Annotated in this window: 12 protein-coding genes; 6 read left to right on the top strand and 6 right to left on the bottom strand. The window is 72.6% G+C overall.

Annotated elements, in window-relative coordinates:
- The first annotated feature begins 64 nt into the window (after window positions 1-64).
- Window positions 65-658, top strand: coding sequence for a hypothetical protein (locus G401_RS42690; protein ID WP_051365988.1), 594 nt, complete (start codon window positions 65-67; stop codon window positions 656-658).
- On the opposite strand, the gene G401_RS0101375 is transcribed toward G401_RS42690, so the two are convergent.
- Window positions 659-1,363, bottom strand: coding sequence for a TetR/AcrR family transcriptional regulator (locus tag G401_RS0101375; RefSeq protein ID WP_027341091.1), 705 nt, complete (start codon window positions 1,361-1,363; stop codon window positions 659-661).
- Between the two features lie 52 nt (window positions 1,364-1,415).
- On the opposite strand from G401_RS0101375, the gene G401_RS0101370 reads away from it, so the two are divergent.
- The gene (locus G401_RS0101370) at window positions 1,416-2,855 is read left to right on the top strand and encodes a hypothetical protein (RefSeq protein WP_169734119.1); all 1,440 of its coding nucleotides are present in this window, start codon (window positions 1,416-1,418) and stop codon (window positions 2,853-2,855) included.
- Window positions 2,856-3,014: 159 nt separating this feature from the next.
- Here G401_RS0101370 and ligD read toward each other — a convergent pair whose 3' ends face one another.
- Entirely contained in the window at window positions 3,015-3,971 is a 957-nt protein-coding gene (gene ligD, locus G401_RS0101365) for a non-homologous end-joining DNA ligase (RefSeq protein ID WP_027341089.1), read from the bottom strand.
- Between the two features lie 126 nt (window positions 3,972-4,097).
- Between ligD and G401_RS52220 the strand changes: the two genes are divergently transcribed.
- Window positions 4,098-5,846 carry a GDSL-type esterase/lipase family protein gene (locus G401_RS52220; protein ID WP_051365987.1) on the top strand — a complete coding sequence of 583 codons (1,749 nt, stop codon included), beginning with the start codon at window positions 4,098-4,100 and terminating at the stop codon, window positions 5,844-5,846.
- Window positions 5,847-6,041: 195 nt separating this feature from the next.
- Window positions 6,042-6,701 (top strand): HAD family hydrolase, encoded by a 660-nt coding sequence (locus G401_RS0101355; protein ID WP_169734124.1) that lies wholly within the window; start codon window positions 6,042-6,044, stop codon window positions 6,699-6,701.
- Between the two features lie 9 nt (window positions 6,702-6,710).
- Here G401_RS0101355 and G401_RS42680 read toward each other — a convergent pair whose 3' ends face one another.
- The 3 genes from G401_RS42680 to G401_RS0101340 form a co-directional block, all read right to left on the bottom strand.
- Window positions 6,711-7,238 (bottom strand): DUF308 domain-containing protein, encoded by a 528-nt coding sequence (locus G401_RS42680; RefSeq protein WP_051365985.1) that lies wholly within the window; start codon window positions 7,236-7,238, stop codon window positions 6,711-6,713.
- An 87-nt stretch (window positions 7,239-7,325) separates the two neighbouring features.
- Entirely contained in the window at window positions 7,326-8,582 is a 1,257-nt protein-coding gene (locus G401_RS0101345; protein ID WP_027341087.1) for a cryptochrome/photolyase family protein, read from the bottom strand.
- Window positions 8,583-9,506, bottom strand: a complete 924-nt coding sequence (locus tag G401_RS0101340; RefSeq protein ID WP_027341086.1) for a phytoene/squalene synthase family protein — start codon at window positions 9,504-9,506, stop codon at window positions 8,583-8,585. It lies immediately after the preceding gene.
- 139 nt (window positions 9,507-9,645) lie between these two features.
- Between G401_RS0101340 and crtI the strand changes: the two genes are divergently transcribed.
- Window positions 9,646-11,127 (top strand): phytoene desaturase family protein, encoded by a 1,482-nt coding sequence (gene crtI / locus G401_RS0101335; protein WP_027341085.1) that lies wholly within the window; start codon window positions 9,646-9,648, stop codon window positions 11,125-11,127.
- Here crtI and G401_RS0101330 read toward each other — a convergent pair.
- Window positions 11,117-11,977, bottom strand: a complete 861-nt coding sequence (locus G401_RS0101330; RefSeq protein WP_027341084.1) for a MerR family transcriptional regulator — start codon at window positions 11,975-11,977, stop codon at window positions 11,117-11,119. The two genes, crtI and G401_RS0101330, sit on opposite strands and share 11 nt — an antisense overlap.
- A gap of 72 nt (window positions 11,978-12,049) precedes the next feature.
- Between G401_RS0101330 and G401_RS0101325 the strand changes: the two genes are divergently transcribed.
- On the top strand, window positions 12,050-13,504 hold the full coding sequence (locus G401_RS0101325; RefSeq protein ID WP_027341083.1) for an SDR family oxidoreductase: 1,455 nt from the start codon (window positions 12,050-12,052) through the stop codon (window positions 13,502-13,504).
- The last annotated feature ends 9 nt before the right edge of the window (window positions 13,505-13,513 follow it).

Genomic DNA, 13,513 nt, shown 5'->3' with positions numbered 1-13,513 from the left:
GTAGCGCTCCCACTAACGTATGTCTATGTCGTCGTCGCCCGCCGATCCGGGCTAATCTGGCCGGATGCGTCTGGACTACTACGCCGTCCCCGGCGGTGCCCTCCTCGTCGAGGCGTACGCGCTGGCGACCGATCACACGACCCTCGGTGTGGACGCGGCCGTCTGGTACCCCGGCACCGGCTGGTCCGGCGGGGCCGAGGTGAGCCGGGAGATCCGCCGCACAGCGGCCGCGACCCCCATCAAGCGGGCGGACGCGGCCGGCGTGTGCGCGCTGCCCGCCGAGGACGTCCTGCGTAGCCTGATGACCCGCTACGACCTGCCGGTGGAGGAGCCGCTGCGGCTCACCGCGGCCGAGGAGGGCGTACGCGTCTACCGGATCCTGTGCACCGGTGAACTGTCCCCGGACGGGCTGGTCAACCTCACGATGATCTGGCCCATGACGCTGCGGGACGACCCGCGGGTGCTCGGCTCGGCGCGCTACGAGCTCGGCGGCGACGAGTACCTGTGGGATCTGCGCCGGGTCGGTCCCGCCGGGTTGTGGGCCGTCGACGTCACGGCCGTCGGCGACGGTGCCAGTCTCGGCGCGCTCCTGGAGCACCTGCGCGCGGGCGTCCGCGACCAGGGGCTGATCCCGGTCGCCATCACCCGTTTCCGCTGATCACCAGCCGGGCCGCAGCCTGGCCGCGATGCCGTCGAGGATCATCGCGAGCCCGAGCTCGAACTGTTCCGCCGGTCCCGGGCCGCTCGGTGCCGCCAGCCAGCTCGTGAGCAGCGGCACCGTGCCGTCGGCCACGGCCAGGGCGTGCACCTCCTCGATCGCGGCCAGCAGCTTCGCCGGGCTGTCGATGCCGTGCGCCGCGTTGAACCGGGCCTCCTGCGCCTCCTGCAGCCCGCTGCCGTAGACGTGCCGGTCGAGCAGGGCCGCGTACGTCATCGCCGCGCCGACGGCCAGTCCCTGCCCGGCCAGCACCCGCAGGATGAACTCCGTACGCCGCATCGTGGCCGGTCCGGCCGGCGGTCGCGTGTGGACGAGTTCGGCGTACCAGGGATGCGTTGTGATCATGGATCGGGTGGCGACGGCGAGCTCGAAGAGGTCCTCGCGCCAGTCCGGCCCGGGTGCGGCCGGGACCGGGACGCCGGCGGTGGCGGCGTCGAGCATGAGGTCGACGAGGCCGTCCTTGCTGTGGACGTAGCGGTAGAGGGCCATGGGCGTGACCGGGCCGAGGCGCGCGGCGACCGCCTTCATGGTGATCGCGGGCGCGCCCTGCTCGTCGGCGAGCGCGACCGCCGCCGCGACGATCTCCGCCCGGCCGAGCGTGCGCTGCCGGGCCGGGGGCGGCGGCTGGTTCCAGATCACGGTCACGGGTCGAGTATACGAGCTATAGTCTTCGTATACGTCATATACTTCCGCTCTGATGATCACGCGGGAGCCGCCGACCTCGGGAGGAACGATGATGGAGGACACCCGCCTCGGTGTCGTGCGCGGCATCAGTTACGGCCTGTTCGCCCCGCCCGTACCCTTCGTGGCGCCGGCACGAGCCCTCGGTGCCCGGCTCGTGCGGGCCTACCTTTACTGGTCGCAGTTCGAGCCGGAACCCGGCCGCTACGACTGGAGCACCGTCGACTCGCTGCTCGCGCAGCTCGACGGCGACACCGAGCTCTGGCTCACCGTCTGCTCCAGCTCGCCGTGGGCCACCAGGTCCGCGACCGACTTCCTGCCCCCGTCGCCCGCTCTTTCCCTCCCGGTGTACGCCGAGAGCATCCGACGCCTCGCGCAGCGCTGTGCCGGCCGGATCAGGTTCTGGCAGTGCGACAACGAGCCCAGCAACACCGGCCTGCTCTGGGCCGGAACCGCCGACGAGTACGCGGCCCAGCTCGCGGTCTTCCACGAGGCGGTTTGCTCGGCCGACCCGGCGGCCCTGGTCGTTCTGGGCGGCTGCGGGTACGACGCCCTGTCCGGTGGCGAGCCGCGGAAGTTCTTCGACCGGGTCGCCGCCCTCTCCCGGGACTCCTTCGACCTCTTCGACGTCCACCTGTACGCCGACCCGTACCGCGTACCGGAGTTCGTGGCGACCGCCCGGGAGATCATGGCCCGGCACGGGTACGAGAAGCCGATCGTCGCCGGGGAGCACGGCGGCCCGCTGCTGTTCGAGTTCCCCGAGCTCGACGACATCCTCGCCCAGGTGTTCGCGGAAGCGTTCACCGCCGACGTGCCGCCCTCGTCGCAGAGCACCGCCGAGCTGGCCGAACGGGCGTCGACCGAGACCCCCGAACGCCGCGCTCTGCGCAGCCTGTACGCCCGCGCGGACAAGCTGCCGCCCCGGCTGCGCATGCTGATGGCGGACGCCCCGGCGGACCTGGCCGCGAAACGGGACCGGATCGACGCCCGGCAGGTGGTCGTGCGTACCGTGCTGGCGCTGGCGAGCGGGATCCGGCGTACGGCGTACTGGAACCTCGCCCCCGAGATCGCCGGGTTCCACGATCCCTACCAGATGATGGACCTGCTCTTCGGCCGGCTGCCCTTGCTCGACGGAACCCTCTCCGTACGCAGCCCCGCCGCCGACGCCTTCGCCCGGCTGGCCGAGCTGCTGTCCGATGTGGAGTCCGTGCGCCGGATGGATGATGCGGCGTGGGTCTTCGTCGCGGAACGGCGGGAGCGCGGCCAGGTCTGGATCATCTGGGACCGCCGCGACACCTTCGACGGAGAGGACGAGCCCGCCGTCTCGGTGGCCCTTCCCTGGGAGGGCCCGGCGTCGGCGGTCGACGCCTTCGGCACGGCCGTCCCGGTGGCCGTGGCGGACGGCACGGCCCGCCTCACCGTGACCGACACCCCCGTCTACCTGTCCCGCGGCTGACCCCAGCCGGCTGCTCGCGCCCCCAAGATCCCGCGCTGCTCGCGGCTCGCCAAGATCCCGTTTGGATCAGGTTTCCGCACGTAATCATGGCCCAAGATTCGGGTGATTTCCCTGATCCAAACGGGATCTTGGCGGCGCGGTCGCGGCAGGCGGGCGGGTTCAGCTTTCGCGGGCCGCGCGGGCGCGCCGCTTCCCTTCGTGCATGGCCTGGACCCGGGCGATCGGGATCGTGTGCCCCTCCTCGATGAGGTCCGCCGGGATCGTCTGCGGTTCGGGCAGCGCCGCTCCCCACGGGTCGCCGTCCGCCAGCAGTGACGGTGCATTGTGGATGGTGAAGTCGCCCGGCGTCACGTCGTCGAGGTCGTCCCACGGCACCGGGAACGAGACCGGCGTACCGGGGCGCAGGCGGGGGCTGTAGACGCAGACGACGGTCGCGCCGCCGGCCCGGGTCGAGTCGAGGAACACCTTGCCCTCCCGGTCCTCCCGGATGAACGCCGTCGTCGCCAGGCCGGGGTCGAGCCGCTCGGCCCGGGCCGCGACCGCGCGGGTGGCCGCCGCCACGTCCTCGATGCCGGCCCGCTCGTCGATCGGCACGAAGACGTGTACGCCCTTCGACCCGCTCGTCTTCACCGCGCTCGTCAGCCCGGCGGTGGTGAGCACCTCGCGGACGAGCCGGGCCGCCGCGACCGCCGTGCCGAACGGGGCGCCCTCGGGCGGGTCGAGGTCGAGGATGAGATGCGTCGGGTGATCGAGGGCGGCGGCCCGGCCGAGCGTCACGTGGTACTCGATCGCCCGCTGGTTGGCGAACCACAGCAGCGTCCTGCGGTCGTTGCACAACGCGTACGCGACCTGGCGGTGGGAGCTGTCGGCCCACAGGGAGGCGCGCTCGACCCAGTCCGGCGTGTACTTCGGCAGGTTCTTCTGCATGAACGGATCCTGGCCGCGCAGCGACCGGATGACCGATAGCGGCCGGTCGCGCAGGTAGGGCAGCATCCGGTCGCGGATCGCGTCGAGGTAGTCCACGAGGTCGCGCTTGGTCGCGCCGGCCCCCGCGAACAGCTCCTGATCGAGATTGGTGAGCGGTACGCCGTCCCGCTCCTCGTCGGCCTTGGCCATGCAGTCACGGTACCCAGAACCACCGACGTTCTTGACCCGTCCGGACATGTGTCGAAGAATGTCGATACTTTGCGTGCCCATGACAACGTTGTCACGGCGCCGCTCCCACTCCGGAAGGAGGCCGCCGTGCCTCGTCTCTCCCGCCTGCCCGGGGCGATCCTCCTGCTCACGCTCGCCCTGGCCGGTATCGCGACCCCGGCCCACGCCGCCCCGTCAGCCCCGCCGAGCGCCCCGCCCGCGTCGAGGTCGACGGCGCAGGCCGCCCTGGCCGGCGGCGCGGTGAAGATCATGCCGCTGGGCGACTCCATCACCTACGGCGTCGGCTCGCCGACCAGCTCCAGCTATCGGGCCGCGCTCTACACCACCCTCGTACGCCAGGTCGGGCACGCGATCGACTTCGTCGGCTCGCAGGTGTCCGGCAGCCTGCCCGACCCCGACAACGAAGGACATTCGGGCTGGCGGATCGACCAGATCGCGGCGAGCCTGGACGGCTGGCTCGCGACCTACCAGCCCTCGATCGTGACGCTGCACATCGGCACCAACGACATGAACCAGAACTACCAGGTGGGCACCGCGCCGGCCCGGCTCGGCGCGCTCATCGACCAGATCACCGCCGACCTGCCCCAGGCCACCGTGATCGTCGCCTCGCTCATCCCGGCCAACGACGCCGCGATCCAGTCGCGGATCGACACCTTCAACGCCGCGGTCCCAGGTCTCGTCTCCACCCGCGCGTCCGCCGGCAAGAAGGTGCGTTTCGTGGACATGCGTACGCTGACCGCGGCGGATCTGGCCGACACCCTGCACCCCTCCGACGCCGGGTACGCGAAGATGGCCGCGATCTTCGCTCCGGCGGTGGCCTCGGTGCTCGACGACGGCCGGGACGCCCCGATGTTCACCAGCGGCTTCGAGCAGGGCGCGGGCGTCGACGCCGTCCCGACGTGGTCGGACTCGATCGCCAACGCGGTGAACGTCGGCGGCTACTGCTGCGCCCTCACCGCGATGGAGGCCGGTCCCCGGCAGGAGACCGCGCACGGCGGCGTACGCGCGCTGATGTACTCGGGCAACGACACGAGCGCGACGCAGTCGTACGCGTACGCCCGGATCTTCGACGTCCACCTGCCCGTGTCGGCCGCGACCGAGCTGTCCTACTGGATCTATCCGCAGCAGGCGATGGGCACGTACGCGGCCGTCGACCTCTTCTTCACCGACGGCAGCGCGCTGCGCGACTCGGGCGCGGTCGACCAGTTCGGTGTACGCGTACACCCGCAGTTCCAGGGGCAGGGCGGGCATCTCGCGGTGAACCAGTGGAACCACGTCCGCTCGCAGATCGGAGCGGTGGCCGCCGGGAAGACGATCGACCAGATCCGGATCGGCTACGACCAGCCGGCCGCCACCGGCCAGTTCCGCGGCTACTTCGACGACATCGTCCTCGGTGAGCGGCACAGCGCGTACGCCGGAGAAGATCTCGCGTTCCGGCGGCCCGTCACGGGCAGCGCGCCGTGCGCGACCGCGGAGGCCGTGGCGAACCTGGTCGACGGCACGACGGCGGGCAACAGCAAGTGGTGCTCGGGCGCGGCGCCGGTGACCGCGCAGGTGGATCTCGGCCGGACGGCGACGGTGCAGCGGATCGTGGTGCGGCACGCGGTGACCGGGGGTGAGGACGCTGCCTACGACACCCGCGCGTACGCGATCTCGACCAGCGTCGACGGGGTGACCTGGTCGACCGCGGTGACCGTGACCGCGAACGCCGACGGCGTGACCTGGCACCAGATCGCCGCCCGCTCAGCCCGCTACGTACGCCTCGACGTCTCGGCGGGGGAGCAGGGCGGCGCCGCCGTCACCCGCATCTACGCCCTGGAGATCTACGGCTCCTGACCAGCCCTCCCCGGCCCGCTTCCCGCGCGCCCCAAGATCCCGCAAGCCCACACGCGCCAAGATCCCGTTTGGATCAGGGAAAGCACCCGAATCATGGCCCAAGATTCGGGTGACAACCGTGATCCAAGCGGGATCTTGGGGCGGCGGAACCCAGCAGGCGAGGCCCGGCGGGATCGAGGCGCTAAGGTGGCGGCCGTGGAACCGGATCTCATGGCCGACGTCGACGCCTTCCTGCTGGACATGGACGGGACTCTCGTCGACACCGAGCGCTACTGGCTGATCGCGATTCAGAAGGTGGCGACCGCCCTCGGCGCGCCGCCGATCGACGAGGACCTGCTGGCCGGTGGATCGGTCGAGACGATCATGGCTGTCGTCCTGGCGGCGATTCCGGGCGGTGCCGACTACGCCGAGGTCAAGGACCTGATCGGCGCGGCCGTCGAGAAGGAGATCGCGGTCGCGGGCATCCAGCTGCGGCCGGGTGCGCGGCGGCTGCTCGACGCGGTCGCGCGTACCGGGCTGCCGTGCGCGCTGGTGACGTCCTCGGACCGGGAGAAGACCGAACCCGCGCTGGACGTGCTCGGCCGATCGTATTTCCGGGTCACGGTCACCGCCGACGACGTCGTCCGGCACAAGCCCGATCCGCTCCCGTACGCGACCGCCGCCCGCCTGCTCGGGGTGGCCCCGGAGCGTTGCCTGGCGGTCGAGGATTCGCTGGCCGGCGTACACGCGGCCGAGGCGGCGGGGTGCCGGACCATTGCCGTGCCGCAGGTCCAGAAGATCCCCGCCGTCCCGGGCCGCGTCATCCTCGACAGCCTCGACCCCATCGCCGAGGCGATCGAGAAGCACCGCGCCTGAGGAAGGGCGTCAGGCGAACTTCGACTCCTTGGGCCGCTTCGGCGGCAGCTTGCTCCAGTTGTGCCGCACCGGGTCCCGGTCCGAACCGTGCCGGAAGCCGTCCTCGTGCTCCTGGCGGTCGCGCGTACCGACGCGGCCGTAGAGGCCGGCGATGCCGAGGACGCTGCCGATGAAGAACGACACCACCGCGGCAGTGACGTCATAGTTGAGGAAGTTCAGGCTGCTCCGCGAGAGCGGCAGCATGATCAGCCCCGCGACGATGAAGACCAGCGAGCCGACCAGGTCGATCGTGCGGTCGACGTTGTTTCCGATGATCACGCCGACCAGGATGATCGCCCCCACGACGACCGACAGCACCCCGAACGCCAGGTTGGTGTGCAGCCCCCAGGCCTTGGTGTCGCCCTGGGCGAAGAACGGATCACCCCAGGCCGCGACCAGGCTGGCGATACCGAAACCGATCAGGAACACCCCGGTCGCCCCGGCCACAGCCCGGTAGTACGGCCGCAGCCGGTGGTTCATCGGCAGATGGGTGGCCATGTGCGCTCACCTCCATAAGGGTTGTGCCCTTACTTCGATGCTGCCCCGATACCCGGATGGGTGCGAGCGAAACACCGTGGGAAAGCCCTAGATGTCGACGATCGGCCGCGGATAGCCCTTCGCGCCGCCATGTTCCCAGGGCCGGTGCGCCGCGGCGCCGGCGAGACCCGCCAGCTCGGGGACGTAACGGCGCACGTAGTCGCCCGCGGGGTCGTACCGGTCGGCCTGCCGTAGCGGGTTGAACCGGCGGTAGGGCCTGCTGTCGTTGCCCGTCCCGGCCACCCACTGCCAGTTGCCGTTGTTGTTGGCGATGTCCGCGTCCAGCAGCAGGCTCGCGTACCAGGCGGCGCCGTCGCGCCAGTCCACCCACAGGTGCTTCGTCAGGAACGACGCCGTGATCAGTCGCGCCCGGTTGTGCATGAAGCCCTCGGCCGCGAGCTGCCGCATGCCCGCGTCCACGATCGGAACCCCGGTCTGACCGGCCTGCCAGGCCGCGAGCGCCTCCGGGTCGGCCTTCCACTCCTCCCGCACACCCGGCCTGTACGCCTTGGCGGGCAACTCGGGGAAGCCCAGCAGCACCTGCTGGTAGAAGTCGCGCCAGCAGAGCTGCCGGACGAGCGCGTCGGAGTCGACGGCGGCCGCCACCGAGACCGGCGACACGCAGCCGAAGTGGAGGTACGCGCTCAGCCGCGACGTCCGGTCGCCGGCGAGATCGTCGTGGTGGTCGGCGTACGCGGGGGAATCGGGCGCCCAGGCCTGAAGCCGCCGGCGGCCCGCGGTCTCGCCGCCGCCGGGCCTGGTCGGGCCGGGCAGTCGTCCACATGCGACACCGTCGGGCAGCGTCACCCGGCCGGGCGCGGCGAGCTCGGCGCGGTGCTTCGCGGCCAGCCAGGCGCGCCAGTAGGGCGTGAAGACCTTGTAGTGGTCGCCGCCGGAGCCGGGCCGCAGCTGCCCCGGCGGCACGATGGTGAGCGAGTCGAACAGCTTGAGGGACAGGCGTTCCGCCGCGCAGGCGTCCGCCAGCCGCCGCTGCCGCCGGGCCGCGTACGCGCTGACGTCCGACGCCGCCGCGATGCCGAACGCGCCGACGGCGGTGGCCAGCGAGACGGCCTCGCGGACCGGATCGCCGGTGCGGATGACGAGGTCGCCGCCGCGCTGGCGCAGCGATGCGCGCAGGTCGGCCAGGGCCTCGGCGAGGAAGGCGTCGCGGTGGGGCGACGAGGGCACCGACGGGTCCCGGACGAACAGCGGGACCACGCGGTCGGCGGCGGCGCACGCGGCGTGCAGCGCGGGATTGTCGTGCACCCGCAGGTCACGCGTGAACAGCACCACCGCCGTACGCATCTACACCCCCACGGCGACCGGTTGAGGGACCGGCGGGACGACCTGGGTGCCGGCGGGGGTGAGCAGGCACCGCGCGGCGACCCGGAGGCGGCGCGCGGTCGGCACGACCGCCCGCCGGGCGAACACGTCGTGGCCGAGCCGTTCGACCTCGTCCAGGATCGCGGCGTACACGTGGAAGGCGGTCCGGATGCACGCCTGCGACCCCGGTGCCAGCATCGGTACGCCGGGAGCGGCCAGCGCGTAGTGCTCCCGGGCCCGGCTGACCTCGAACCGGATGAGGCTGCGGATACGCGGGGTCGCCCGGCCCTCGGCGGCCGCCCGGCGCAGGTCGCCGGAGTCGACGCCGAACGACGCGAGATCCTCCTGCGGCAGGTAGACCCGGCCGCGGTCGAGATCCTCGGCGACGTCCCGGATGAAGTTGGTGAGCTGGAACGCGAGCCCGAGCTGGCGGGCCGGCTCCCGGGCGGCGGCGGGATCGGCGGGCTCCAGGATCGGCAGCATCATCGTCCCGATGACGGCCGCCGAGCCCTCCATGTAGCGCAGCAGGTCGGGATAGGTCGCGTACGCGTGGACGTCGAGGTCCATGGTCATGCTGCGCAGGAACGTCGTGAAGTCGGACCGGTCGAGGTCGCACGCCTCGATCGTGTGCAGGACGGCGGGCAGGATCGGGTCGTCGACCGGCTCGCCGGAGAGCCCCGCCTCGAACCGCCCGGCCCAGTCCCGCAGGGCGGCCGCCCGGTCGGCGGGCGCGCCCGCGTCGGTCCGGTCGACGATCTCGTCGGCGTAGCGGGTGAAGCCGTAGAGGGCGTGCACGTGCGGGCGCTTGGCCGCCGGCAGCAGGCGGGTCGCCAGGTAGTAGCTGCGCCCGTGCTGCTTGTGCAGCTCCCGGCAGCGCTCGTAGGAGGCGACCAGCCGCGACTCCATGCATCCCCCAAATCGTTTCACCAAACGACGCAATTCTTGAGTCTACGCCATATCGCCAGCGAAGCTTCTCAGCCCCGCTTTCCGGGTGTGGCGGTACGGGCCGGTAAGAGACGAGCGGCACTCCCGCTATGTTCGCTGCGTGGCACATCCTCGAACCGTCCCCGGGCGTACCGGTCATGTCGTCGTGGTCGGCGCCGGGCTCGGGGGGTTGGCGGCCGCGCTGCACCTCGCGGGGGCCGGCCGGCGGGTGACCGTCCTCGAACGCGCCCCGATCCCGGGCGGCCGGGCGGGCCGGCTGGCGGTCGGCGGCTACACCTTCGACACCGGGCCCACCGTCCTGACCATGCCCGAGCTGATCGCCGAGCCCCTCGCGGCCGTCGGCGAGGACCTGAAGGACTGGCTGCGGCTCCGGCCGGTCGATCCGGCGTACCGGGCGTGGTTCCCGGACGGGTCGTCGCTGGACGTGATCGCCGACCCCGACCGGATGGCCGCCGAGATCGAGAACGTCTGCGGCCGCCGGGAGGCCGAGGGCTACCGGCGGTTCGTCGCGTACGCGCGGCGGCTGTGGGAGCTCGAACGCACCGATTTCATCGACCGGAACGTGGACGGGCCCCGGGACCTCCTGACCCTCAACCTCGTCCGGCTGCTCGGCATGGGCGCGTTCGGCCGGCTGCAGAACCGGGTCGACCGGTACTTCGCGGATCCGCGTACCCGCCGGGTCTTCTCGTTCCAGGCCATGTACGCCGGCCTCGCCCCGCACCGGGCGCTCGCGATCTACGCCGTGATCGCGTACCTGGACTCGGTCGCCGGCGTCTTCTACCCGGAGGGCGGCATCCACGCGGTGCCGCGGGCGCTGGCCGGGGCGGCCGAACGCCATGGCGTCGAGATCCGGTACGGCACCGAGGCCGCCCGCGTCGACGTCCGCAACGGCCGGGCCACCGCCGTCGTCACCACCGCCGGCGAGCGCATCCCGGCCGACGCGGTCGTGCTCAACCCCGACATCCCGGCCGCCCTCGCGCTGCTGCCCGCGACCGGCCGGCGCCGGCGGCTGCGGTACTCGCCGAGCTGCGTCGTGCTGCACGTCGGCTCGCGGCAGGCGTACACGCGTACCGCCCATCACAACATCCACTTCGGCCGGGCCTGGCGGCGCACGTTCGACCAGGTCATCCGCCGGGGCGAGCTGATGAGCGACCCGTCGCTGCTCGTCACGAACCCGAGCCGGGCCGATCCGGCGGCGGCCCCGGCCGGCCGGCAGACGTACTACGTCCTCGCCCCCGTGCCCAACCTCGTCACCGCACCGTACGCGTGGCGCGACGGCCTGGCCGACCGCTACGCCGACGAGCTGGTGGCGACGCTCGAACAGCGCGGCTACACGGGATTCGGCGAGGCGGTCGAGGAGCGGATCGTGGTGACCCCGGACGACTGGGCGGCCGACGGTCTCGCCGCCGGTACGCCGTTCGCCGCCGCGCACACGTTCGGCCAGACCGGCCCGTTCCGCTCCCCGAACCTGCATCCGGCCATCGAGAACGTCGTCTTCGCCGGTTCCGGTACGCAGCCCGGCGTCGGCGTACCGATGGTCCTGATCTCCGGCAAGCTGGCCGCCCACCGCATCACCGGGTGAGGAGGGTGAGGGCTTCGGCCAGGCTCTGGGGGCGGGCCACCTCCGGCGGGACCGTGTGCCACCCGGGCCCGGCCGCGAGGACGAGTTTCGGCGCGGGCCGCCGATCCAGCAGCCCCCGCAGCCGTGAACCGTCCCCTGTGGAGGATGTCTGCGACCACACGGCGACGGCGTCCGGCCCGGTGCGGCGTACGGCGTCGAGAAGAGCGGATGCGGGCACCCGCGCGCCCAGGACGCGGACCGGTACGCCCGCCTCGCCCAGCGCGGCCGCGAGCGCCTCGAAGGCGAGGGTGTGCTGCTCCTCGTCCGCGCAGGCGAGCAGGATGCGCGGCGGACCCGCCGGCCGCCCCACGGTACGCAGAACCGCGGAGATCTCGCCGGAGAGCAGGTGCTCGACCTCGATGAGCCGGCCGGTCTCCGCCTGCTTGCGTCCTATGTGGATGAGGACGGGGGCGAGCAGGGCCGGCCAGACGGCGGCGACCCCGCGGGCGGCGACGGCGGCGCTGATCACGGCCTGGAGTTCGGCGGCGTCGAGGCGCAGCGCGGCGCGGGTGAGACCGCGGACGGCGGGGCCGTCGGCACCCACCGCGACCGCGTGGCCGCCCCCGGCCCGGCTGGCGGCCCGCCGATCCTGCCCGAGAACCCAGGCGGCCGCCTGCGCCGCCGGTACGCCCTGCCCGGTGAGCCGGTTCATCTCGGCGAGCCGGTCGAGGTCGGTGGGGCCGTAGCGGCGGTGCCGGCCGGGCTCGTGGCCGGTCGGCCCGAGACCGTAGCGGCGGTCCCAGGTCCGCAGCGTGGTGACGGCGATGCCCAGGCGGTGCGCCGCCTCGCCCGCGCTCACCGTCTCCGTCATAGCCGCACCATCCGGGTTTCACCATCCGGGTTTCGACGCGCGTACCGACGCAACCACGTCTACGCTGATCTTATGCGATGCCTGGTCACGGGCGCGACGGGCTACATCGGCGGGCGGCTGGCGCCCCGGCTGATCGAAGCCGGGCACGAGGTCCGCTGCCTGTCCCGCTCCGCCGCCCGGCTGCGCGACGTGCCGTGGGCCGCCGGAGCGGAGGTCGTCCAGGGCGACCTGCTGAAGCCCGACGATCTCGCGCGCGCCCTCGACGGGATCGAGGTCGCCTACTATCTCGCGCACTCGCTCGGGGCGCCGGACTTCGAGGAGACCGACCGCCGCGCCGCGCGCAACTTCGCCGCCGCCGCGCGTACGGCGGGGGTCCGGCGGATCGTCTACCTCGGCGGCCCGCTGCCCGGCCCCGGCGAGGCGTCGGCCCACCTCCGCTCCCGGGCCGAGGTCGGCGACCTGCTCGCGAGCGCGGGCGTACCGGTCGTGACGCTGCGCGCGGCCGTGATCATCGGCTCCGGCTCCGCGTCCTTCGAGATGCTGCGCCACCTCACCGAGCGCCTGCCGGTCATGGTCACGCCGCGGTGGGTCGACAACAGGATCCAGCCCATCGCCGTACGCGACGTCCTGCACTACCTGCTCGCCTGGGCCACGGTCCCCGACGAGGTCAGCCGGGGTTTCGACATCGGCGGACCAGACGTGCTCACCTACGTGGACATGATGCGGGAGTACGCGCGGGTGGCCGGCCTGCCGCCGCGGATCATCCTGCCGGTACGCACGCTGTCCCCGTGGCTGTCCTCGCAATGGGTCGGCCTCGTGACCCCGGTACCGGGAGCGCTCGCGAAACCGCTGGTGGCCAGCTTGATCCACGAGGCCGTGTGCCACGAGCACGACGTGGCCGCGTACGTGCCGGATCCGCCGCGCGGCCTCAAGGGCTTCCGGGAAGCCGTCCGGCTGGCCCTGACGAAGATCCGCGACGCCGAGGTCGAGACGCGCTGGGCGAGTTCCGCCTGGGTCAACGCGCCCGCCGATCCACTCCCGACCGATCCGGACTGGTCCGGCGGCACCGTCTACCTCGACAACCGCGTACGCGACGTCCACGCCGGCCGGTCCGACCTCTGGCGCGTGATCATCGGCATCGGCGGCGAGTCGGGCTGGTACTCCCTCCCGCTGGCCTGGTCCGTACGCGGCTGGCTGGACAAGCTGGCCGGCGGGGTCGGCCTGAGCCGGGGCCGCCGCGATCCGCAGGAGCTCTTCGTCGGCGAGGCGCTCGACTTCTGGCGGGTCGAGGAGATCGAGCCCGGCCGGCTGCTGCGGCTGCGGGCCGAGATGCTGCTGCCCGGCCGGGCCTGGCTGGAGATGCGGGTCGCCGACGGGCCGGACGGCAGCCGCTACCAGCAGCGGGCGGTGTTCCTGCCGCGCGGGCTCTCCGGCCACCTGTACTGGCGCGCGATCTCGCCGTTCCACGCGGTCATCTTCGGCGGCATGGCCCGCAACATCGCCCGGAAGGCGGAACGGGCGGGCTGAGCGGATCTA

This window comes from Hamadaea tsunoensis DSM 44101 (assembly GCF_000428945.1).
Classification (GTDB): Bacteria; Actinomycetota; Actinomycetes; order Mycobacteriales; family Micromonosporaceae; genus Hamadaea; species Hamadaea tsunoensis.
Note: the sequence above shows the minus strand (reverse complement) of the source record. Positions and strands in the feature narration are given on the sequence as shown.